Annotated in this window: 23 protein-coding genes; 5 read left to right on the top strand and 18 right to left on the bottom strand. The window is 38.4% G+C overall.

Annotated features, from left to right (window positions below):
* Together tsaA and CXF79_RS12125 are read left to right on the top strand one after the other, a co-directional pair.
* Nucleotides 1–747 (top strand): tRNA (N6-threonylcarbamoyladenosine(37)-N6)-methyltransferase TrmO, encoded by a 747-nt coding sequence (gene tsaA, locus CXF79_RS12130; RefSeq protein WP_101155188.1) that lies wholly within the window; start codon nucleotides 1–3, stop codon nucleotides 745–747.
* Nucleotides 748–806: 59 nt separating this feature from the next.
* Entirely contained in the window at nucleotides 807–1454 is a 648-nt protein-coding gene (locus CXF79_RS12125) for a carbohydrate-binding family 9-like protein (protein WP_011043641.1), read from the top strand.
* Nucleotides 1455–1487: 33 nt separating this feature from the next.
* Here the strand turns inward: CXF79_RS12125 and CXF79_RS12120 are convergent, their stop codons facing one another.
* The 7 genes from CXF79_RS12120 to CXF79_RS12090 form a co-directional block, all read right to left on the bottom strand.
* The gene (locus CXF79_RS12120; RefSeq protein WP_101155186.1) at nucleotides 1488–2072 is read right to left on the bottom strand and encodes a class I SAM-dependent methyltransferase; all 585 of its coding nucleotides are present in this window, start codon (nucleotides 2070–2072) and stop codon (nucleotides 1488–1490) included.
* A 714-nt stretch (nucleotides 2073–2786) separates the two neighbouring features.
* The gene (locus CXF79_RS23400; RefSeq protein WP_011043644.1) at nucleotides 2787–2996 is read right to left on the bottom strand and encodes a hypothetical protein; all 210 of its coding nucleotides are present in this window, start codon (nucleotides 2994–2996) and stop codon (nucleotides 2787–2789) included.
* A gap of 179 nt (nucleotides 2997–3175) precedes the next feature.
* On the bottom strand, nucleotides 3176–3679 hold the full coding sequence (locus CXF79_RS12110) for an FKBP-type peptidyl-prolyl cis-trans isomerase (protein WP_011043645.1): 504 nt from the start codon (nucleotides 3677–3679) through the stop codon (nucleotides 3176–3178).
* 152 nt (nucleotides 3680–3831) lie between these two features.
* Nucleotides 3832–4731: a DMT family transporter gene (locus tag CXF79_RS12105; RefSeq protein ID WP_011043646.1), complete on the bottom strand. Its 900-nt coding sequence runs from the start codon at nucleotides 4729–4731 to the stop codon at nucleotides 3832–3834.
* Between the two features lie 48 nt (nucleotides 4732–4779).
* Nucleotides 4780–8706, bottom strand: a complete 3927-nt coding sequence (locus CXF79_RS12100) for an AAA family ATPase (protein WP_101155184.1) — start codon at nucleotides 8704–8706, stop codon at nucleotides 4780–4782.
* Nucleotides 8703–10223, bottom strand: a complete 1521-nt coding sequence (gene sbcD, locus CXF79_RS12095; protein WP_101155182.1) for an exonuclease subunit SbcD — start codon at nucleotides 10221–10223, stop codon at nucleotides 8703–8705. The genes CXF79_RS12100 and sbcD overlap by 4 nt, the downstream gene beginning before the upstream one ends.
* A gap of 135 nt (nucleotides 10224–10358) precedes the next feature.
* Complete coding sequence (locus CXF79_RS12090) at nucleotides 10359–11237, bottom strand: LysR family transcriptional regulator (protein ID WP_101155180.1); 879 nt, start codon at nucleotides 11235–11237, stop codon at nucleotides 10359–10361.
* A gap of 127 nt (nucleotides 11238–11364) precedes the next feature.
* Between CXF79_RS12090 and CXF79_RS12085 the strand changes: the two genes are divergently transcribed.
* Nucleotides 11365–12594 carry an MFS transporter gene (locus tag CXF79_RS12085; RefSeq protein ID WP_101155177.1) on the top strand — a complete coding sequence of 410 codons (1230 nt, stop codon included), beginning with the start codon at nucleotides 11365–11367 and terminating at the stop codon, nucleotides 12592–12594.
* An 88-nt stretch (nucleotides 12595–12682) separates the two neighbouring features.
* Here the strand turns inward: CXF79_RS12085 and CXF79_RS12080 are convergent, their stop codons facing one another.
* From CXF79_RS12080 to CXF79_RS12060, 5 genes are all read right to left on the bottom strand, one after another.
* Complete coding sequence (locus CXF79_RS12080) at nucleotides 12683–13249, bottom strand: hypothetical protein (protein WP_101155175.1); 567 nt, start codon at nucleotides 13247–13249, stop codon at nucleotides 12683–12685.
* Nucleotides 13250–13379: 130 nt separating this feature from the next.
* On the bottom strand, nucleotides 13380–13700 hold the full coding sequence (locus CXF79_RS12075; RefSeq protein WP_101155173.1) for an AzlD domain-containing protein: 321 nt from the start codon (nucleotides 13698–13700) through the stop codon (nucleotides 13380–13382).
* Nucleotides 13693–14421 (bottom strand): AzlC family ABC transporter permease, encoded by a 729-nt coding sequence (locus tag CXF79_RS12070; RefSeq protein WP_101155171.1) that lies wholly within the window; start codon nucleotides 14419–14421, stop codon nucleotides 13693–13695. The genes CXF79_RS12075 and CXF79_RS12070 overlap by 8 nt, the downstream gene beginning before the upstream one ends.
* Before the next feature lie 47 nt (nucleotides 14422–14468).
* Complete coding sequence (locus CXF79_RS12065; protein WP_101155169.1) at nucleotides 14469–15311, bottom strand: AraC family transcriptional regulator; 843 nt, start codon at nucleotides 15309–15311, stop codon at nucleotides 14469–14471.
* A gap of 185 nt (nucleotides 15312–15496) precedes the next feature.
* Nucleotides 15497–15814 carry a hypothetical protein gene (locus CXF79_RS12060; RefSeq protein ID WP_101155167.1) on the bottom strand — a complete coding sequence of 106 codons (318 nt, stop codon included), beginning with the start codon at nucleotides 15812–15814 and terminating at the stop codon, nucleotides 15497–15499.
* A 116-nt stretch (nucleotides 15815–15930) separates the two neighbouring features.
* Here CXF79_RS12060 and CXF79_RS12055 point away from each other — a divergent pair, with 116 nt between their 5' ends.
* Nucleotides 15931–16704: a spermidine synthase gene (locus CXF79_RS12055; RefSeq protein WP_101155165.1), complete on the top strand. Its 774-nt coding sequence runs from the start codon at nucleotides 15931–15933 to the stop codon at nucleotides 16702–16704.
* A gap of 87 nt (nucleotides 16705–16791) precedes the next feature.
* On the opposite strand, the gene CXF79_RS23815 is transcribed toward CXF79_RS12055, so the two are convergent.
* The 4 genes from CXF79_RS23815 to CXF79_RS12040 form a co-directional block, all read right to left on the bottom strand.
* A complete protein-coding gene (locus CXF79_RS23815) occupies nucleotides 16792–17004 on the bottom strand; it encodes an EcsC family protein (protein ID WP_269801474.1) in 213 nt (70 codons plus the stop codon).
* Nucleotides 17005–17021: 17 nt separating this feature from the next.
* Nucleotides 17022–17582, bottom strand: a complete 561-nt coding sequence (locus CXF79_RS23810) for an EcsC family protein (RefSeq protein ID WP_269801461.1) — start codon at nucleotides 17580–17582, stop codon at nucleotides 17022–17024.
* A 131-nt stretch (nucleotides 17583–17713) separates the two neighbouring features.
* On the bottom strand, nucleotides 17714–18340 hold the full coding sequence (locus tag CXF79_RS12045) for a methyltransferase family protein (protein ID WP_101155163.1): 627 nt from the start codon (nucleotides 18338–18340) through the stop codon (nucleotides 17714–17716).
* 167 nt (nucleotides 18341–18507) lie between these two features.
* The gene (locus CXF79_RS12040) at nucleotides 18508–18810 is read right to left on the bottom strand and encodes a hypothetical protein (RefSeq protein WP_041736995.1); all 303 of its coding nucleotides are present in this window, start codon (nucleotides 18808–18810) and stop codon (nucleotides 18508–18510) included.
* A 470-nt stretch (nucleotides 18811–19280) separates the two neighbouring features.
* On the opposite strand from CXF79_RS12040, the gene CXF79_RS12035 reads away from it, so the two are divergent.
* Nucleotides 19281–19949: a glutathione S-transferase N-terminal domain-containing protein gene (locus tag CXF79_RS12035; protein WP_101155161.1), complete on the top strand. Its 669-nt coding sequence runs from the start codon at nucleotides 19281–19283 to the stop codon at nucleotides 19947–19949.
* Between the two features lie 291 nt (nucleotides 19950–20240).
* On the opposite strand, the gene CXF79_RS12030 is transcribed toward CXF79_RS12035, so the two are convergent.
* Nucleotides 20241–21320 carry an acyltransferase family protein gene (locus CXF79_RS12030; protein WP_101155159.1) on the bottom strand — a complete coding sequence of 360 codons (1080 nt, stop codon included), beginning with the start codon at nucleotides 21318–21320 and terminating at the stop codon, nucleotides 20241–20243.
* A 151-nt stretch (nucleotides 21321–21471) separates the two neighbouring features.
* Complete coding sequence (locus tag CXF79_RS12025; protein WP_101155157.1) at nucleotides 21472–21801, bottom strand: hypothetical protein; 330 nt, start codon at nucleotides 21799–21801, stop codon at nucleotides 21472–21474.
* Nucleotides 21802–21813 lie beyond the last annotated feature (12 nt).

Below are 21813 nucleotides of genomic sequence, written 5' to 3'. Positions count from 1 at the left end.
ATGTCAAACACATGCGAAACCACTCATGATGCACAAAGCTTTAAATTTGATGCCATTGGCGTCATTGAGTCGCCCTATCAAGAGAAGTTTGCCATACCTCGTCAGCCAAATTTAGTCAGTGCGGCAAAAGGTAAAGTAGTGCTACTTGGTGACGCTAATAATCATGAGTTAGTTCGTGATATTGAACAATTTAGTCACCTATGGTTACTCTTTGTCTTTCATGGCACACAAGAACAAGGGTGGAAGCCTTTGGTACGCCCGCCTCGACTTGGCGGTAATGTAAAAACAGGTGTACTGGCAACCCGTTCAACTTTTCGGCCAAACCCAATTGGCATGTCCGTAGTGAAACTCGATAAGGTTGTGACAGAAAAAAAGCAAACCATTTTACATATCTCTGGTTTAGATTTATTAAATGGCACGCCTATTATCGATATAAAGCCTTATGTGCCCTATTCTGACGCGATTATTGATGCTGATGCAGGTTTTGCACAAGAGCAACCTGATGCCGCTTTATCCGTTGTATTTAGTGAGCAAATGCAAGCTGACCTGATAAAATATCAACAACGTGATAGTGAATTAGGATTATTAATAGAGCAAGTATTAAAACAAGATCCTCGACCTGCCTATAAACGCGGTAAAACTGATGATAAAGTTTATGGCATGAGTTTATATGACTTAAATATCCAATGGCAATTGATCACCTTAGATACCGTATTAGTGCTAAACATTACTCAAGTCACCAAGTGATAAAGCAAACAAGTGGCTGAGCCATATTCTGCTAAACACTCGATAAGTAGAGATAAACAATGAGCCAGTATATTATTAACAAAACAGTATCGACTAACCAATCGGCCAGCTTCAGCCCTGATTGGCAAACAATAGATGCCATAGAAATTAATCATTTCCCATGGTATCAAGCTGGCAGAAAGCAAAACACACAAGTAAAGCTGACTGCAAATAACGAAACTTTGTTCATCCAGATAATTGCCCAAGACAAATACAGCTTCGCCAAACAAACCGAATTAAATAACATGCTTGTCTGTGAAGATTCTTGTGTGGAGTTCTTCTTTAGTCCTTCCGGAATTCTTGGCAGTAGCTACGTTAACTTAGAAGTGAATTGTTGTGGCACACTTCATCTCGCTTATGGTGAAGGACGCGATAATCGTCAATTTATCAGCCTTGAAGCCGCGAGTTTAATCCAACGTAAAAGTAGTATTAGCTCACCGGTTAAAATAGAAAGTGAACATGATCATGAGTGGTGTGTTGAAATAGCTCTACCCTTTGCAGCAATTGAGCAACTAACTGGCGAAAGCGTGAATAAAGCTAAGTGGTTTGCCAACTTCTATCGCTGTGGCGGTAGAACAGAGCCACAGTACGCAGTATGGAACAATATTGATGTATCTGAGCCTGATTATCATAGACCTGAATACTTTGGCGAGTTAGTGTTTATCTAAAATTGATAAGGGTTCCTTACCGCAATGGTTTTATTAGAACAATGGTTTCCTTGCAATAATCTGGGCAATAGCTTGTTTTCCTGATTCATTATTAGCATCAGCGTTTTTTGCATCAATGACGCCTTCAAAGCTATAGATAATATCCCAATCAGAAAAGAGTTTAGCCAGCTCACCATGGTTTAATAAAAAATTAGGGTTTTTAGGTCGGCCAAATTGTGGCTGGTCTACGGTAAAGGTTTCATACACAACATAACCACCAGGGATAACAGCTTGTTTGATTTGTTCAAATAGAGGTCGATGCAAATAACGAAAAACGATAATCGCTGAAAACGACTTACCCGCTAAAGGCTTTAACTCCTCTTGTTCAAAACTGTCTTGCTCAAAATCAACTTGCCAAAAGTTCGCCGTTGATTTTTCCTCGCAATAATGACGATTTACTGTACTTTCAATCTGCTCTAGAGCCGACTCTTTTATATCGGCAAAAACCACAGGGATGTTTTGATTTAGAAGGTAAAGCCCATTTCTGCCACTACCACAGGCAAGATCAAGCACTGGCGCTTGCATAGTTGCTTCATGTAATAACTCAACAGTTTTTTCTAATAACGGGGAATGACTCAATTGAAACTATCCTTTGGTGTCGTTTAATGAAGTAATTTTCTTACCATGAACAAATGAATAATAACGCACTGAACTGGGTGCATGGGAGATCATGCCTGAGATAATAATTATCGCAACTAAACAATGCCAAGCATATACCCGTTACCATTCAAAGTGCTTGATTTCAGTGGGAGCTAAAAATGATTTAGGTAAGGCATTTATTATAAACAATGGTTGTTCCCTTGTTCAAATGAATAACGCCACTTAAATCGTTTTTAACCCCATCGAAGAAGTGCTTGAGCAACACCACTACGTCGTTTCGCCTCTTTGTAAGGGAATAACCATTACTACAGAGGCGCGCCTTGTATTAGAATTGCTCAAGCACTCTGAAACATGCATCTTGATTGGCAACGGGTATATTCATCAAAAAAGAAAACACAGGTAAGCAGGGTCAATTTAACGTACATAGCAAGCGCCCTGATTTGTACAAACCAGACAAAGTTAGATAACGCTTCGAGGCTTATACCCGTTCCACTTGAAGATGCAGGATTCAGCTGGAATTAGAAACGCCTTTAGGCAAGGCATTGATTGAAGAGAATGGTTGTTCCCTTATCGAAATCAATAACGCAGCATAAAGCGTTTATAAACCAGCCCCTTGGGGAAGACTGAGCAAATCATACTCTGCGTTACATTTCTTTTTAAGGGAATAACCCTTAATAAAAAAATTTGCCTTGATTATGAATCGCTCAGATTTCCTGAAACGAGCATCTTCAAGTGGAGCGGGTATATTAAACCTAAGCCACTTACAATAGTGATGCCCCAGTAAACATCTTGTTCTGTTCCGGTCAAAATCGAAGCAAAAACACCAGCAAAACCAACTAGGTGAGTTGTGCGTAATGATATTTTTAACCAACGTTTACCGATAAAGTTAGGAATAATAGACAAAAGAACTTCACACTTTAAATAAAAGATTTCAAATTGAACAATAACTCATTATAAATTGATTAAAGGTCAAGTTGTGTTAAATTTTCAAATAAAAAAAGCACTAGGTAGTTTAACTACTTAGCGCTTTTTATTTAGTCTTTATTCAGCCGTAACAACGGCTAATTAATATCTAATGGACTCTAATGATCATGACCACAGCTGCTATCAGCACTGTGAACATGTCCATGTTGAATTTCTTCTTCAGTCGCTTCACGTACGTCAACGATATCAATATCAAAAGTCAGTACTTTGCCCGCTAATGGTGGATTGATATCAACAGTAACCATAAATTTACCCACTTTTAGTACGGTAACTTGGCGTTGACCTGCGTCAGTTTGCACAGCAGCAGTCATGCCTTTTTTCCATTTAGCATTTTTGCTGACTAAACCGTGTAAATGTTTAACTGGTACACGTTGCTCTAATCCTTCTTGATACGGACCGTAAGCGTCTTCTGGTTGTAAAGTTACCGAAAACTTTTCACCTCTTTCTTTACCTGTTAAAGCTTTCTCTAAGCCTGGTAAAGTATTGTTAGCGCCATGTAAATAGGTTAAAGGCTCATGACCGTCTGATGATTCTATTTCTTCACCCGCTTCATTTTTAAGGGTGTAGTGAAAGTGAGCAACGGTTTTTTCAGCAATTTTCATAGTAATCTCTTCTTTAATGCTTTTGTTAATATTTATGTAAATACTCGTGTGAGTATAATCTTCAATGTTATGGTGAGCAGTGTACCTTGCTTTACTGAGTAATCAAGTCAATTTGATACCCTTTGCTCATGACCTAATTTGATGACCAGACTCTACGACCACAGTAGTAAGATAACCACACTTAAAACAATGAGGAACATGCCTAGGTATTCTTTTAGGGTGACCGTTTCTTTAAATACCCGATAAGTTAATGCCAAGGTAATAAAAAACTCAACTTGTCCCAATGCTTTTACATAGGCAGCGTTTTGATAACTCGCGCCAGTAAACCAGCCTATTGATCCTAATACACTGGTAACGCCAACAAATAAGCATAACCGCCAGTGCTTCATCATCAGCGGTAATTGTGATTTATCTTGAATGTATACGTAGATAAGTGAAATAACCGATTGCACCGTGATCATAAACACCAAGGTAACCGCAGCGCTTACCATCAAATCAGTATTAAGTGCCAAACTTGATTCACGAATAAGCAAAGTGGTGATAGCTAAACCAAGACCGGCCGCTAAACCATATCCCATACCAATCAGACCTTGCGAATCAGCCAAGATATCTCTTAAGTTAAACCGCACTTTAGACACTAAAAACACGCCAACCACACCGACAATGACACTAAACCAACCTAAGCCAGACAGTGTAGCCCCGAATACTAAAGCGCCGACAATCGCCACTTGTATTGCTTCAGTTTTAGCTAAACTCGTTGCCACAGCAAAGTTACGGTAACGAAAGGCGGCGACTAAACACACGGTGCCCACTATTTGCATCACACAAGCAATTAATGCGTATTGTAAAAAATCGTTATTGAGTGCTGGTACTGCTACTTGTCTAAAATCAAGCATCCACCATAGGTAGGCCCATGCAAAAGGTAAGGCAAATACATAGCGTACACCTGTGGTGGCCATGGAATTGAGCTTACCCGATAATTGCTTTTGTCCTGCGGTCCTTACAGCCTGCATTGTTGCGGCTAATAAAGTGAAATAAATCCAAATTTCCAAAAATGTACCCTTTCCTATTTATGATCAATAATAATTAATCAATAATCGTTAGCTAACAGTTTCAGCATGAAACTCATACTGTTTATCCAAACTGCTGACTCCCAGGCCACTGAGTTTTTTAACTTTAATCTGCACGCCAATGCGTTCTTTTAAGGCATCAACATGGCTGATCACACCAATCATTTTGCCACTAGCATTTAAGTTATCGAGCGCATCAAGTGCTACTTCAAGGGTGTTATTATCTAAGGTGCCAAAACCTTCATCGAGGAAGAGAGAGTCGATACTGGTTTTATTACTGACTAAATCTGATAGTGCTAAAGCGAGCGCTAAACTTATTAAGAAGCTTTCACCGCCAGATAAAGTTTTAATATCACGCGCAGTATCCCCTTGCCAGGTATCGAGTACCTCTAATTCTAAGGTATCATTTTGTTGGCATTGAAGTTGATAGCGACCAAAGAGACGTTCTAATTGTGCGTTGGCAAGATGGACTAAATTAGCGAGTGTTAAGCCTTGTGCAAACTTTCTAAATTTAGCACCATCAGCTGAACCAATAAGTGCATTAAGGTGACTAAGAACATCCAAAGCATCTTGTGAAAATTTAATTTTTTCTAGCAAGGTTTTCTGTTGAATTTTGTTACTATTATCCTGTTCAATTTGTTGACTAAACTGCCCGATATTTTGCTGACATTGTTTCAACAAATCTGACAAATTTACCAATGATTCTGATACTGAACTTTCAACAAAATCAACAGCCCCTTTTTCACTCAACGTATCTTTTTTAACATTCAATTCAAGGGTTATTTTTTCACTTTGTGACAGCAAGATTTTTGCTTGTTTTTTACTATCGTCAATGTCGTTTGCGAGCTTAGTTAAATCATGCTTTCTCTCGGCGCTAAGTAGCGCTAATAAGAACTCTTCCTCATCAGTAAACTTACTGTCAGTAAGTAATGCTAACCAGTCCTTTTTTGCATTGTCATTTTTAGGAAATAGATTATCCAATAAAGATTTCGAGGTGGTTAACTGTCCTCTGTTAAGCTGTTGAGCTGCTTTTTTCTCATTATGGCGTTGATCAGCTACAGTAAACTCAGCTTCACTCAACTCTCGTTGACTATTAATACTTTCTCTTAATAAAACAGAGTCTTGCATATCTTCACCTGTAATACCCAGTTCAACAAAGTGAGTAACGCGTAACGAATAATCTTGTATTAAATCGTTCTCTTGTTGCGTTAATTGGCTTTTTATCTGGGTAACTTGATTTTGTTGATGAACAACTTGCTGCTTTAACAACCCGAGGTCATTTACAAGACTATCAAGCTGAGTTTTAGCCGCTTGGTGAGTCGTCACGGTTTGCTGATAATCAGCGCCCTGCTTACTCAATGATTCAAGCCACTTTTCATCAATACAAATGACTAGCTTCTGCGCTTGTTCTTGTTCCAGATTTTGTTCCTGGTCTTGCTCCTTTATTTTCTCATTTACGCCACCAAGAGGCAGTGTTATTTCAGTCGTTTTAATGTCAGCTAACAACTGAGCATTCAGCTCCAAAAACGCCTGTTGTTTCAAGCGTAATTCTTCAGTAAACTTTTGTTTTGAACCTTGTTGATTCTTACCTTGTTCTTGCAATAGTTGTAGCTGATTAAATAGCGTCGACAACTGCTTTTCACAATGGCTAATTTGCTCACTGTTTTGTTGCTGGTTCTGGCTATTTTCTTGCAGTGATGTTTGCAATAAAAGTAACTCTTCAAGCTGCCCAAACACCATCGTTAGCTGATGATTAATTGACTGTTCAACATCAACATTTTGTAATGAAAATGACTGTTCATTTTGGCTTAATAAAACGTACTGATTAATATTTAGCGATTGCCAGTTTTGCGCTAAATTGCTTTGTTCGCTTGTTATGCCTTGCAAACGATTTGTCTGCATTTCAAGTTGCGCAGTTAAATTTGCTTGAACGCCATTTAGCTCTTTACCTTGCTTTTCAAGTTGCGCTCGCTCAAGTGTTAATTGGCTTAAACGCTGTTGATGTTCGTCACTGTCAAGGGATCGATATTCATTAATCGCTGGGTGATCTGTTGAACCACACAATGGGCAAGACTCTTCAGGCTGAAGTTTTGCTCTATGTTCACTCAGCGCCATAATAGTTTGCTGCTGAGCGAGTAAGGTTTCTACATCTTTTTTCTGCTGTTGAGTAGCGCTATAACGTTGACGAAGTTGTACCAGCGCTTGCTCAGTGATAACCAGCTGTTGATTGTCTTGGCTCTGCTGCCCAGATAACCCCTGCTGTTCTTGTGTTAGGACATGAAAACGCTGCGCCAACTGTTGTGCTTGTTTTAAAGCAAGTTGCTGATTTTGACGGTCTAGAATCGCTTGATTGAGCATGCCACCGGTTAACTCGTTAACGACACCTTCACCTTTATCATTATTTCCAGTACTAGTGGAAGTACTGGTAACCCTACTTGATAGGATCGCCTGAGCTGCTTGGCTATGCTGAATTAGCTGTTGTGTTTTGTCACCCATCAGCTGTTTACGGCTATTCAGTTGCTTTAACTCATCTTCACTTTGCGTGATCTGAAGTTGTTGCTCTTTTTGTCGAGTTTGCAAGGTTAATAACGCTTTTTCGGTGTTATCTTGCTCGTTAACTAACGCCACAACATTAGCTTGCAGTTGACTTAACTGCTGATATTGGTTTTGCCATAAAGGCAATTTTTCTGGCAATTTTGCTAACGCCTGCCCTTGCGATAAATACGCTTGTTGCTGTTGAACAGTCTCTTGTGCTTTTTGATGCTCTGCTTCTAAGGCAGTCAACGCATTAGCATTCACACCAAGTGTTTCGCTTTGTTCGGCTATGGTGTTTTTTGTTTCGGTTAATGCATTTTGTTGGTGGGTAATGTTATGGTCAAGTGGTTGAATTTTATCATGCAATACTTGCTCAATTACTTTGCGTTGTGCTTCAGCCTCACCATGGCGATTTTTTAGTAGCGTTAACGCTTCATCACTCACGACAATATCTTGGTCAAGTATCGCCAATTGTTCTGTTTGACTGGTCACTTGTTGTAAGGTTTGCTGATATTGTTCACGATAATGTACCATCTTTTCGTACGGTGCTTTAATCGGCTCAGCTAATGACGACAGCGTCAGTAAATCAAGATCTTGTTTTGCGGCTAACTCTTTCTTTTCTATTTCAAGTAGTTGTGTTTTCGCTGCTTGCTGGTTTTGTTCATTGACCGAAAAATTAGTGCACCAGGCTTTAACTTGTTGCGCTTGTTGTAATTGCGCGTTTACCGTTTTCTCTTGCTCAGTAATTTCTGTTAATTGTTGCTCAAGCGCTTTTACTTGCTCATCATCAAGCAAAGAAACACCTTGGCTTTCCGCTTGTAAAATTTTTAGCGCTTCACTGGCACTGCGATGATTATCAAAAACTTGCTTAGATATGTCGCCATATATTTCAGTACCCGTAAGCTGCTCTAATAATTGCGCACGGTCATTCGGTTGTGATGTTAAAAAGGCAGCAAACTCTCCCTGAGATAGCATCATAGATTTGGTAAAACGTGAGAAGTTAAGCCCTGTTAACTCACTAATATCACTACGCACCATTTTAAGCTTATCAGACACTATGGTGCCATCGAGTTTAGCTAACTCTGCAACAGGCTCTAATAAGTTACCATCAAGTTTATTACGGGCGCGTTTTTGACTCCAAAAAGCTCTATAACCTTGGCCTCTTACTTCAAACTCAACTTCAGCCATACAATGGCTGGTGTGACGAGTCATTAACTGATTCTGTTTTTTAGACACGGTTAAACGTGGTGTTTGATGATAAAGCGCTAAACAAATGGCATCGAGTATAGTTGTTTTACCTGCCCCAGTAGGACCGGTAATAGCAAATAAACCATTGTTATCAAAAGGAGCTTCACTAAAATCTATTTTCCAACTGCCTTTGAGTGAATTGATGTTCTCAAAGCGTAAACTTAATATTCTCATGAATTGTGTTGCTCTAGTGATTCAGGCGTCATACTGTCTTTTTCAGCGATAGCACTGTCTTTTTCAGCGATAGCACTGTCTTTTTCAGCTTCTGTGCTCTCTTCTTCTGATAAAACACTTTGCGATGTCGACTCTGCCTGGGCTGATGAACTAGTAATTAGCGCTTTATCCGCATCACTTTTTTGATTCGTAATGGAAGCGGCTTGTTTCATTTCCACCGACAGTTCTGTAAATAATTGTGTTAACCGTGTTTTACGTGCGACTTCTTCATCCGTTTGCCATTCAAGTTGAGATAAGCGTGAATCGAAGACTTCTGTTAACGATAACTCACTCAAGGTGCTGTTATCTTGCTGCGATAATTGCGCTTGTCGTCGTTGACGCGCCTTTTTACATCGACGAACTAATAACACTTCAAAAGGCATATCTACGGCTAGTTCAGTGACTCGCTGCGATAAATCACTTAAGTGATCACCATTATCAATTTCAATATCAAGCCAAGCCTTAACACTCGCAGGAAACTTTTCCGCTACTTGGCGTTCTTCAAATGCGACCAGTGTTTCTTGAAGTGAAGTTTCAAGCTCATCTACCGATGTTTTCACCATGTATAGTGGTTGGAAACACGGCACAATAAGCGCTTCAACTTGATTAAGTTTTCCTGACGTAAACTCAACCATCAGCACTCGTTTATCTTGCTTGGCTTCATCAAAACTTAACGCAATAGGCGAGCCGCAATAACGAATATGCTCTGATTTTGCTACCTGTTGTGCTCTATGAATATGGCCAAGAGCTATATAGTCGGCTGGGGGAAAGGCACTGGCTGGAAAGGCTTCTAACGAGCCAATATAAATATCTCTTACGGAATCACTTTTACTGTCATTTATTGATACGCCAAGCGCCGTTAAATGCCCGGTTGCTATAATCGGTAAGACAATGCCCTCCGTTTTTTCAAACGCGTCAGCTTGCTTGCGTGCCTGTTGATATAAATACTGATAATGATCGCTAATCGCTTGTTGTAAACTTTGCTGCTTATCACTTGCCGACTGCCCTGCTCGACTTCTGATCACATCACGCGGACGAACAAAAGGAATGGCGCAAATAATGGCTGTGGTTTTCCCATCAGCATCATGTAATGGAAAAACTTGTTGTGAAAGTGCCTTCTCTTCAAGCTCATCTTCACTCAGCGACGCGGGTATTACCTGAGTAATAACACGAGTAGACAAGCTTGCTAATACGGCCTGTGATTCAGACAACATAGCGACAGAATCATGATTTCCGGCCAAAATAATGAGCTGGCATTGGGTCACATGGAGCTTGGCAATAAAATCAAAATACATTTCACGGGCATAACTTGGCGGTGTTGAGGTATCAAAAATATCACCCGCTACAATAATCGCATCAATGTTATGTAGAGTAACTTGTGCTAATAACCAGGTAAGAAATTGTTGATGTTCATTGGCGCGGCTTTTGCCGTAAAAATATTGGCCAAGATGCCAATCTGAGGTATGAATAATGCGCATAAAAACGGTAAGAGACTGTGCAATGGAGAATTATCCGTTAGTTTACCTGAACAGGTAAACTAAGTGTAGTAACGGATATTTTATCTGTTTTTTGTAAGGTTAATTTCAACGCACAAGTAATTAGGTTAAATAGTTTTAAGCGTGTTTACCATATTCATTAACGAATTCTAGAAATGCTCTATCTGCTAACGACAAATAGCCATTTTTCCGCCAAGCCATGGCAATATTTAGATGTACAGGCTCTTCGAATGGAATAGCAACGACGCCGTTTTCATGTTCAGTAACTAGTTCAAGCAAGGCTGATATCGAAAAATCATGTCGCACTATGTTTAACATCATTGGCAACAAATTTGTTTCGAAGGATATCTTCGGCTTGAAATGATATTTTTCACAAATTTCGTCAATAAATTCCCGATGGAAATATCCCGCTTTAAACATCACCAAATCTTCTTTAAAGAAGTCTTCAAATTTTATGTAGGGTTGTGAAGCCAGAGGATGCCGTTCACTCACTACTGCGACCATTTGCGAGGTAACCAAATGCTCGGTTTCAAGTCGCTGAGGCACATCTTCGTTATGTATAACGCCTAAGTCTAATTCACCATCTAACAGCATTTGGCGAATGGATTGTGTTCCTGCTTCAATGATGGTGAGCTTAAGATTGGGGTACTTTCGTTTAAATGCCATTAATATTTCAGGGAAAAAGTATGACCCTAACATGCTAGGAACGCCGAGTTTTACTTCGCCTTTTTCAAAACCCTTTAATTCAGCCATCGCGATATTAGCATCACTTATTTGCTGAAGAATTAGACGAGCATGCACAAGTAATACTTCACCTTCATGAGTCAGTGTTACTTTGCGTTCATTGCGATGAAATAACGGCAGGTCTAGTTGCTGTTCTAATTTTTTGATAGCAACACTCAATGCCGGCTGCGCAATATGTAACTGTTCAGCAGCGCGAGTAAAGTTTTTTGTTTCTACAAGTTTGACAAAGTACGTCAGTAACCGTGTATTCATAGCTATAACCTTTAGTTATCGTAGTCATAGTTATTATATACTTTAATTATTAAATTAATATTGCTACTGTTTTATTAATTCATCTAATAGTGCATGTTATTAAACAGTACTTTCCGAGCTCGTCACCATGATTGAAATAAAAACCGCCGCCTACCGCCGTGCAAGTTTTGCGTTAGCGTTAGGATCTTTCCTCGTATTTTGTAATTTATACATGTTCCAGCCGATGTTGCCCTTGATGGCTGAAAAATTTAACGCCAGTGCCATTGAAATAAACTGGCTACTAGCGTCATGTACCTTCACCTTAGCGCTGACGTTGGTGCCATGGGCTATCGGCTCAGAAATATTTGGTCGTCGTAACGTGATGATGCTAAGCCTTTTCTTATTGCCCTTTGCTGGCTTGGCAATGTTGCTAACAGATTCATTGTTGATGTTAACCCTAGTGCGCGGGGTAATGGGCATATCTATTGCTGGCTTTGCAGCGGTTGCTGTGGCCTACATGGCTGAAGAATTTACCCCGAAAGCACTAATGCTTGCCGTTGGCAGTTATATTAGTGCCAACTCTTTAGGCGGGATCACGGGTCGTTTGTACGGCGGTTTTATCACTGAATATTGGGGATGGGAAATTGCGGTGATTGGTATGGCTGTTGCCAGCTTATTGGGTGCAGTTTTAGTGAACAGACTGTTGCCTGAGCAACTATATTTTACGCAAAAGAAAGGACAATTCCGTAGCCATAACAGACAAGTGATCTGTCACTTAAAACAAAAAAAATTATGGTTGGCTATGCTGATAGGTGGATTGAATTTTGCAATATTCGTTAACCTCTACACAGTCATGGGATTTCGTCTTGTCGCAGCACCCTATTCATTGTCAATCAGCTTAACGTCGATGATATTTTTGTGTTATCTCAGCGGTACTATTACAGCAAAGATCAGTGGTCGTTGGAGCCAAGTATACAGTCCGATCAAAGGCATGCTTTTAGGGACAACCGTCAGTGCGTTAGGTATGTGGGTTGCCGCATATGATTCACTATACACTATGCTGATCGGTTTATTACTTATTAGCTCTGGCTCTTTTTTCACCCACTCACTTGCGTATGCATGGGTGAGTCAAAAAGCGGAAACCGCTAAAGCAACAGCAACTGCGTTATATCTTGTGCACTATTACGTTGGCGGCAGTCTGGGTGGCTTTTACTTAATTGCCTGTTGGCAATATGGCACATGGAATGGGGTTCTCGCTGGTGGCATGGTGATTTATGGTTTGATTTATCTGCTTTGTTGGCTTTTACAGCGCAGTACAGTGTCTCAACGTAAAGAAGATGAAATATTAGCGTTAAAAGAAACAAATCCTGTCGTTTAATTATTTCTTCAATCAATTTCATCATAAAAAAGAGAATAACATTAAACTGTTATTCTCTTTTTTAGTTCACTCATGACACAGTAATTAATTAACGAATTTCTAAATCAGGTAACCAACGTTGTACGCGTTCTATTTCATCTCGTAAGTCTTCAGAGTAAAAAGGCGTATCTAAATCTTCAGGCGGTGCTGAAAGCAAGTTAAGGTCTATCGCTTGTGCTTCACCCAGAATAACGCCTTCTTTTATCGTCATCGAATAATAAACACCATTCCAGAAGTTAGCCCCAAACTCATTATTTTTCTTGAACATAAAGAGCAAGTCGTGCTCTAACCAACGTAAATCGTCCCGTGTTACAGTACGAGGCTGCGCATAGGGATATCGGATATGACACCAGAGTTCAGGTCCTTCTAAACATTTCATCTCTTTCATCGATAAAAAATAATCTTTAAAACGAGTATGATCAATATGTAACTGATACTTAATTTTATCTGATGAAGGTAAAAATTCGATATTGCCAATAGCTATACGCTGACCGTCTTTAGCGATTAAATTTATTGTTTTGGTGCCACTTAAGGTCGAGGCACTATAACTGACGGGTGAAACGAACGTAGCCAGTATCAATACACTCGTGACAAAAGTTCTAATTATTGTGAACATCTAAATACTCCTAGTTGGCATTATATTGCTTAACTAAGCTTACCTATTAGAGAAATTAAGTCCATGACACTTAAGTAGGGTTTTTGCTCACTGTAAAAGGAATGCTACTCCCTGCACTTTGCTTACCCACTTAGAAAAATATTTTCAACAAAGCAAATACACTCATACCAAAAATGACAATGGCCAACGTATTTTTTATTTTCAGGCTAAAGATTACAGTAGTAACTCCGGCGATTAAAAAAGGGCTGGTAATAAAATCACCATTAGATTCTTGATGTCCAAGAAAAACAATCGGGACCCACATCGCTGTTAATACAGAAGGCGCGGTATAACTAAGTAAGCGTTTTACTTTTGGTCCAAGTTCAAACGGTACTGAGGTTGAGAAAAAGAAGTATCGACAGGTAAAAGTAATACATGTCATGCCGAGTAAGGCTAACCAAAAATCATTCATTAATAACACTCTTTTCTTTTGTTAAATAGCCACAAAACATACCTATAAAGGTGGCTGCGATGAGCGCATATTCCTTCATAAATATTGAAAGTACAATCGCACTTACACCACTACTGATAACGGATATCAAGGTCGATCTATTCTTGATTGTCGGAATAACTATCGCAATGAAGGTTGCCGCTATCGCAAATTCCAACCCTAAATGTTCAAGATTTGGGATATGTTGGCCAGCAACAATGCCTGTAAAAGTTGCAACGTTCCAAAATACATAAAAAGTAATACCAGAGCTGAGTGCGTAAACAGCACTAAATTTTTTATGCTTCGCCATATAAGCACAGGTTACCGCAAACATTTCATCGGTAAGAAAAAAGGCAATACTGCAACGAAGACCTAAAGAACTTTTTCTAACATGTTCTCGAAAAACAGCTGAATAAAGCAAATGTCTGGAACTTATAACAAAGGTTGAGGAAAACATCGAAGATAAAGAACCAACTGCGCCCATCATAGTTAATGCGGCAAGTTGAGCTGCGCCCGCAAAAATTAACAATGACATAAGTTGCGCTTGTAACTGGGTTAAACCGACAGTGATTGCTAATGAGCCACACAGAATTCCCCAAGGCACCACAGCGAGTGAAAGCGGGAATATATCAACGATGGCTTGATACATAATTTTAAAATCACTAGGGGTAGATCCCTCAGCAATAGCTGTTCTACTTGGCATTAACGCTCTCCTTCAATATTTTGAAAGAGTTTACAGGGGAATCGTTTTTAGTTCTTGTACAAAACTGCTTGTTTTTGAAACTTACTAGGGGAAGTACCTAAGGCTTTTTTAAAGTGTCTATTGAAATGGCTTTGATCATGAAAGCCACAATCACTCGCCACCATAACGGGTTTAACCCCCGCTTTTAGTAACGTTTTTGCTTTCTTTAATCTGGCCTGTATCTGGTAGCTATGCGGGGCAAGATCGAACATTTTTTTGAATTGTCTAATAAAGTGGTATTGACTTAAACCCGCAATTATCGCCAATTGTTTCAACGATATATCTTCAGCGGGATAACTATCTAAATACTCTTTTACCCGTAGCAGTTTTGCTTTGCTGCCTGAAATATCTTTTGGCACATGGCGAAGTGATGAATGCCTTAAGGTTAACCTTAACATCAAGCTATACATGATAGTTTCTGTTAGTAGCTGCGAAGCATTGTTATCTACTTGATTAAATAACAGTCTTAATTGATCTGTTAATAGCGGATCGTTAATCACAGAAGAACCAAAATATGGCGCAAATTTTCCCTTGTCATAGAGGTCGTTACTGATATTTTCAAAATGTTCAGGCAAAGGATACATGGCACGATATTGCCAACCACCCAATGAAGCAGACTCACCCGTATGTACATCATCGGCATTAACCAAAATAATAGAGTTTGTATCGGCGGTATGAATTTCACCACTACGGTAAAAGCGTTGTGCGCCCTTTTCAATCACACCAATCGTGTAACCTTCGTGCACATGTTTAGAGAACGCTTGACCTTTATAATCGGCGCGAACCATTTCAACGCCACCATAGGCATTGGCAAGGGTAAAGTCGGCTTTTTCCTGTGTTTTATTATCCATAGCTAGCAATTAAATTTCATTCTAAAAAAATAGTACAATATTGCTGTTGTTGATCACAGCTATTTGCACCTTTTATCAAGTTTAATGAACCCTCTAATTTCCTTGAAGCTGAGAGTCGAAGCTGAATTTAAAACTTGAACGACGAAGCTGACTTACGAAACTGATTTACGAAGCTAACTCACGGACTAATGAATTGTCCTTTTTTGAATATCCCACATACTTCCTTTCCAATTAGAAATAGTGCCAGACGCTTCACAGGTGTCGCAATGCCATTCAATTATATTTATTGAGCTACATGATGCTTCAATACTTCCCTCACATGACAGTTCAGTCCCTCGGGTATTACAATTTAAATCAACGTCAATGAGTGGCTGTTCGATATTCTCAGAAACCGATAACACTATCTTAGTCAGAAAGTTGAATACCGTTTTTGCCTGTTCCGTAAGCGCTAGTACCTCGCCCTTTTCGTCAAGAAACTGTTTAAAATCTACTTTTAATGCCATCTATTTTTTGTCCTTGTTAAAACGCTTGTTATAGAGCAGACTCATTCGACATTGCTATTTTTCATTATAATACCCTACCAGCTAAATACACGGATTTAAAAGGTCTTAAAAATACCATGGATATCAATGGAAAATGTATCTTATCAACAGCAGATGAGCACGGCCCGATTTATGTGTACCAAACAAAGACCAGCCGAATTCTCAGCTTTGATGGGAAAATATATCAAAGTTGCATGAAACTCAATAACATTAATGGATTACATCTCGGCTACACCCAAGCCATGATGGCGGGTTTATTATTTATCCCCACAGTAAAAACAGCCACCGTCATAGGATTAGGTGCAGGCTCTATGGCAAAGAACCTGCTCAGTAGTTTCTCAAAACTGAATGTACACGCGATTGAGTACCGTGAAGCAGTCGCTAAAACCGCAAAAGAATATTTTTACTTGCCCGACACTGACCGCCTCTTTATTCATATAGACAATGCTGTGAACTACATGAAAAATACCGTTATTAAAAGCGACATTATATTTTCAGATCTATACAACTCACAAGGCATGGAGCCGAAACAAATACAATTATCCTATTTGCGTGATTGTAAAAATGCACTCAACAAACACGGTGTCCTCGTGCTCAATATCTGCCATACGACACTTAACTTACGAGAAGAGTTAGATGAATTACTCGCGTTCGAATTTGAAAATCAACTACTCTGTTTCGAAGTAGACAGTGGAAACACGATCGTACTCGCATTCAAAAACGACATCCCTTCGATAAATAGAGAAGAACTACTTACTAGAGGTCAATGCTTGCAAGAGCAAATGAACATTCCGATCGAACGTTATGCCGAATTACTATGGGATACACAAAGTTCATTAGGATGTTCATAGTTAACGCCTCATTAAGAGACTAAAATTGTGGGCTAAAATGGAGATGAGTGAAACAGGCAGCTGTCTTTCGTCCGTTTGAGTAACTTGTTAGCCATTTTTAGGTAATGCATCATATGCGTCTTTGACTACTTCATATCCATATACACGTTCTAATTTTCTAACAATAAAATGACCTCTAGCCATGTCTTGAAAGTGATCAATAAATAAAGTATTTATGATTGCGCCGCCAGCTGCACCAATAGCAGGAACGGCTTGTGCAGCTGCTTTTTGAGTAACTTGAACACCAAACTTTTCAGCGATTTTAGCAATTAATTTAATTAAAATAGGAGCTGCTTCATCGGTAATACCTTTTTTAGAATAAATTCTGTTGCTTCAGCAACTGACTTTGCTAGTGCTGCTCTTATCGCAAAATACCCTGACTCACTCCCATCATCTAGATCACTTGGCCCTCCCAATGCAAACACCTCTAAACAAGCCATTTGAGTTTCAGGTGTTGTAATCGATTCACCTTCGCTACGAGCAATATCAGCTATAGAACGCAACATTATTGATGTTGAAATAGGTAGTTCAACAGCTATTGCCGCCAAGCCAAAGAAACCACCGACACCACCACTAACTGCAACTCCCAACTTATGCCAAATATTAGACGATCCTTCTCCAGGAATATCTTTCATCGTAAATATCGCAGCATCAGATGCCTTAATTAGAGATTTCTCTGTCACTTTAGCTATATTTTTACTCCAATCATCAGGAAGTAAATCTAAACCTTTTTCAATAGGAGTACCTATAAGGTTAGTTATTTTTGCAGCAAGTCCTGGATTCTCTAATAAAGATTTTGCAACTAAAAGCTCTTTTTCATGTAACTCAGAAATTTTCAAGTAACCCCCTTAATGACTGACGCCCATTTAAGGGGCAAAATAGAGTTGGCTATAATAGGTGAACGGAGTGAACAAAAAAGCCAACTGTAAATTTACCCTCTTGAGCGCCCTGTTGTGTGCTATTTATCAACTTATACCCAACGTCGCACCTTTGATACATAAGTAGCGTACTCTATAGGAAATTTTTGAGACAAATGTATCTCTTCTTCTAAAGTCTGACTGTTTAGCGTGTATAAACCAATAGTTAAACATACCAATGAAAAAACAGAAGGCATAGCGAAGAAAAAACCTAGTTGCGCAACGGCTATACAAACAAACATTGGGTTACGTGAAAATTGATAAGCCCCACTTGTAATAACTCTGGCTGGTCCAGAAGGATCAATACCAGAACGCCATTCTTTTCCTAAACTATAATGAATTAATGCAGTAGAGAGGAAGCCAACCGTTAATAATATTAACCCTAGTGTTATAACTGATGGTAACTCCAGGATATTTATCATACCCAAATAATTATCAATATTAGGGTAAAACAGTCTAAATAAACATACCATCCATATAGAGATACGGAAAAAACGAAAGGCAATATGGTTCCACCAAGTCTTGCAAAACGGTTTTCCTGCAAACACCAATGATTTACCATTCTGTCGTTTCTTGTTAATCAATCTAAAAGTATAAAATGTTGCTACGATTGAATAGAAAATAGCCAAGTATATCTTAGTAAACTCGATAATTTCTAACGCATTAAAACCTAAAACCATAATTCTCTTCTTCGTAATACCTGAGTACCAATATATTCAGTAATACATTCTGCGTATAACGTATTTGCACATAACGCCGTAATAAGTGGCGCGGAACAGTTAGCTATATATCGTGAAGCGAAACAAAGCCAACTGTTTTGTTCCGTTTGAAGCGCTGGTTATACGTACTATTTATTTATGTGTTTTTTAAGCGATTCGTCAAGTGCCTTTTGTTGATTTTCTTGTTCTCTTTTACATCTGTTTTTTTCATACTCATATGGGTGATTACAATTTTTGTCCGCACCTAATCCGATTAGTAAGCTATTTTCTCTTTCCTTACATTTCATCTCTTGAGACGGCTCCATATTTATACATAAAGATTCTTTATTACTGACATCAGAATCCCCATAATCTTCTGCGCTATAAGTGCTACACCCATTTATCAAAATAAGAATAGCTGCTGAGAATATTAACTTAAATTTTAGATTCATGTTCAAACCCTTTTTTGTACGTGTAACGCCCTAATAATGGGCAAATTATAGTTACATCCAATTGAATGATTAACTCGTTACTATCCATAGTTTAATTAACCACCTACCCTGAGAAAAACAAAACAGCTTATTATAGATATTTCTCAGTAATTTCTATCTCATAAAAATAATTCAATAGGCATTAATATCACATAATTTCAAAGCTTTATAAACTGAAAAAGATTAATTTATCTCTTAACTTGGATATTACTGAGATGTATCAGTAAAACGTCAATTAAAGTACACCGGAGAAAATAAAGGAACACTAGCAAAGTTATCTAAAGCAAATTGAAAATTATCAGCTTTTACTGTAGCTTGAATAACCTAACATGGCTTAAAACTAAAAAGCATAGTCATGTAACACATGAGCAGCCATCCAATTTACTATGTAATTAAGTAACCCTAACGACATTAATCAACGAGACTTAAAAATGATCAAGCTTTATGAATTAGCAGGTAAAAACAATCTAATATTTAGCCCTTATTGTTGGCGAGTACGCCTAGCATTATTACACAAGCAAGTAGAATTTTCCGGCGTTGATACTGCGTTTACAGAGATAAAAGATATATCTAATGGCGAATTTAAAGCGGTGCCGGTGTTACATGATGGAAGCTTTGCGCTCAATGAATCTTTTGACATTGTTGAATATTTAGAAGAAAAATATCCATTAAAACCCTCATTATTTAATTCCAATGAAGGTAAAGCCTTAGCTAAGTTTATTGAAACTTGGGCAAACACCTTACATGGCGATATAGCGAAAATGGCCATTGCAGATATTCATGATTGTTTGCAGGAAAAAGATAAAGATTACTTTAAAACATCACGCGAGAAGTTTTTCGGTAACAAATTGGAATTAATACAGTCGGAAAATCATGAAACAGCTAAAGCAAGTCTACTAAGCAAGCTCAGTATTTTAGATACTTACTTAACTAAGTCAGAGTTTATTAGTGGTTCTACTCCCTTATATGCTGATTTTATAGTTTTCGGAACTTTAAAATGGCTTATTGAAACTAGCCAAGCATTCCAAGTGTCACATTTCAGTGAGCATGTTGAAAAATGGTATCTAAAAATCAACCAAATGTATTGCGGTGAAAAGTAGCATACTCATTATTTGCATGAAGCTCAAAATAGCCTCTAAATAGCAGTTGATTAGAGGCGCTAGATAATGGTAAATAAAAACGTTAGTGATTTCAGTGATGATATTGATGTCATTAAACATGAGCACAATTTACGAGATTAGAAAAACAGCACTAAATAACAGGCGAATGATTGTCGGCTATCGTGATGAGGAATGAAAACAGCCAGCTATTTTTTGTCCGTTTGAACGCCTTATAGGGCCAAATATAAGGCCTTTCTTATATCAAATTACGAGTTTATTTCTGTTACTTTTTTAAGAGCTTCTGCTATCCCAAGCTATGACCGCAGTACGCAGTTTAAGAAATGGGCGCTCTACAATTACATACAAAATGATGGCAACTAAAAAAACTGCCACCCCATATACAAAGAATGTGACATATCCATTCGCGCTTAATTGCTTTCCAATGGTTGTATTCACCATGTGAAATACTGATTTATGAGTCAGATAAAGGCTATAAGCTAAAGTAGCCACAAAATAGGATCCTGGTACTTTATATTTACCTAATGCGGAATACGGGCTAGATGCTCCAGCAACCAAAAATGCGAAACTAAAAGACAGTATTGGAAAACCAATTACTGTTGCCATATATCCAAAGCGAGCTTCAAAAATCCATACCGCAAGCGTTAACCCTGAAATACCTACAAATAAAACTTTATTAGAGTGGTTCATTATAAAGTTCCACAACTTAGGTTTAAACACTTTAAGTGCTGCTATTAACACACCAGCTAAAAGGCCGTCTAATCTCGTATATGTAGGATAATATATATTTTCGATATATGACTGCCCCCAACCTAATTCATTTACCCAGATATATCCTCGTAAATACATTCCGAAGGCAACAATAAATAATGATAAAACTAAGATTTTAGTAAAGCTACTTCGATGCATTAATAGCAATACAACTATCGGAAAAAATAAATAGAAATACTCTTCAATGCATAGTGACCAAACATGTGAAAATGTATTGCTGTTGGACGTATCTATAAATAAATTGACCGAAAAACTTAAAAATTGCCATAAGGGTTGTAAGCCATTTCCCTCCCGAGTGAAAGGAACTAAAAAGTAAATTGTTAAAACTACAATATATGCGGGAAGAATTCTAAAGACGCGATTTAAGTAAAATTTACTTAAACTAATCTCCTGCTTTTGCGCAACCAATTTAAATAATTGACTTCCTATTAAGAAACCACTGAGTACGAAGAATAAATCGACACCCATCCAACCCAGCCCTGAAAACTCCCTAGATGGTGTGCCATATTTAGTAGCATGAAAAAGCATTACCCAGATAATCGCAATGGCGCGCAATAAATCTAGACCACAAAGTCTATTCATCTTATCCCTTTATAGGTTTCGGAGAGGTGAAGTGCGATATTCTGCTAGGCCCTTGGTGTTACCCGCAAAAAATAGTTGGTTAAAATAAGCGACGAAGGAGCAAAAGCCAACTGTTTTTTGTCCTGCTTTAATGCCTTGTTAGAGTTTTTTGCTACATACGTGCATAGTAAAAGTCTAACAACGTGTAAGTAGATACAACAAAAGTAACTAGAAATACAAATGCATTTAACTGCGATACTTTTAGGATCGATTTATCTATTATGCTTGCAGCTATACCTAAGAGCATAATGCCTTCAATAATCGCTAATAAACCAAAGATAAGAAGATAAAGTAAGGCCTCCGATAATCCTTTTTCAGGTGAACAGCCGTAAGGTGAATAATCACAATTATTAATTGGAAAATACATCAGTACTAAGAAAATCACATGATTCACTATAGCAATGCGAAGAGCATTATTTATAGGTTTAATATTGAGTTCCATGCAGAATAATAC

Origin of the sequence: Colwellia sp. Bg11-28, from assembly GCF_002836245.1 — a bacterium.
GTDB classification, from domain to species: domain Bacteria; phylum Pseudomonadota; class Gammaproteobacteria; order Enterobacterales; family Alteromonadaceae; genus Colwellia; species Colwellia psychrerythraea_A.
The sequence above is the reverse complement of the archived record's forward strand: the minus strand, read 5'-3'. Positions and strand labels throughout refer to the sequence as shown.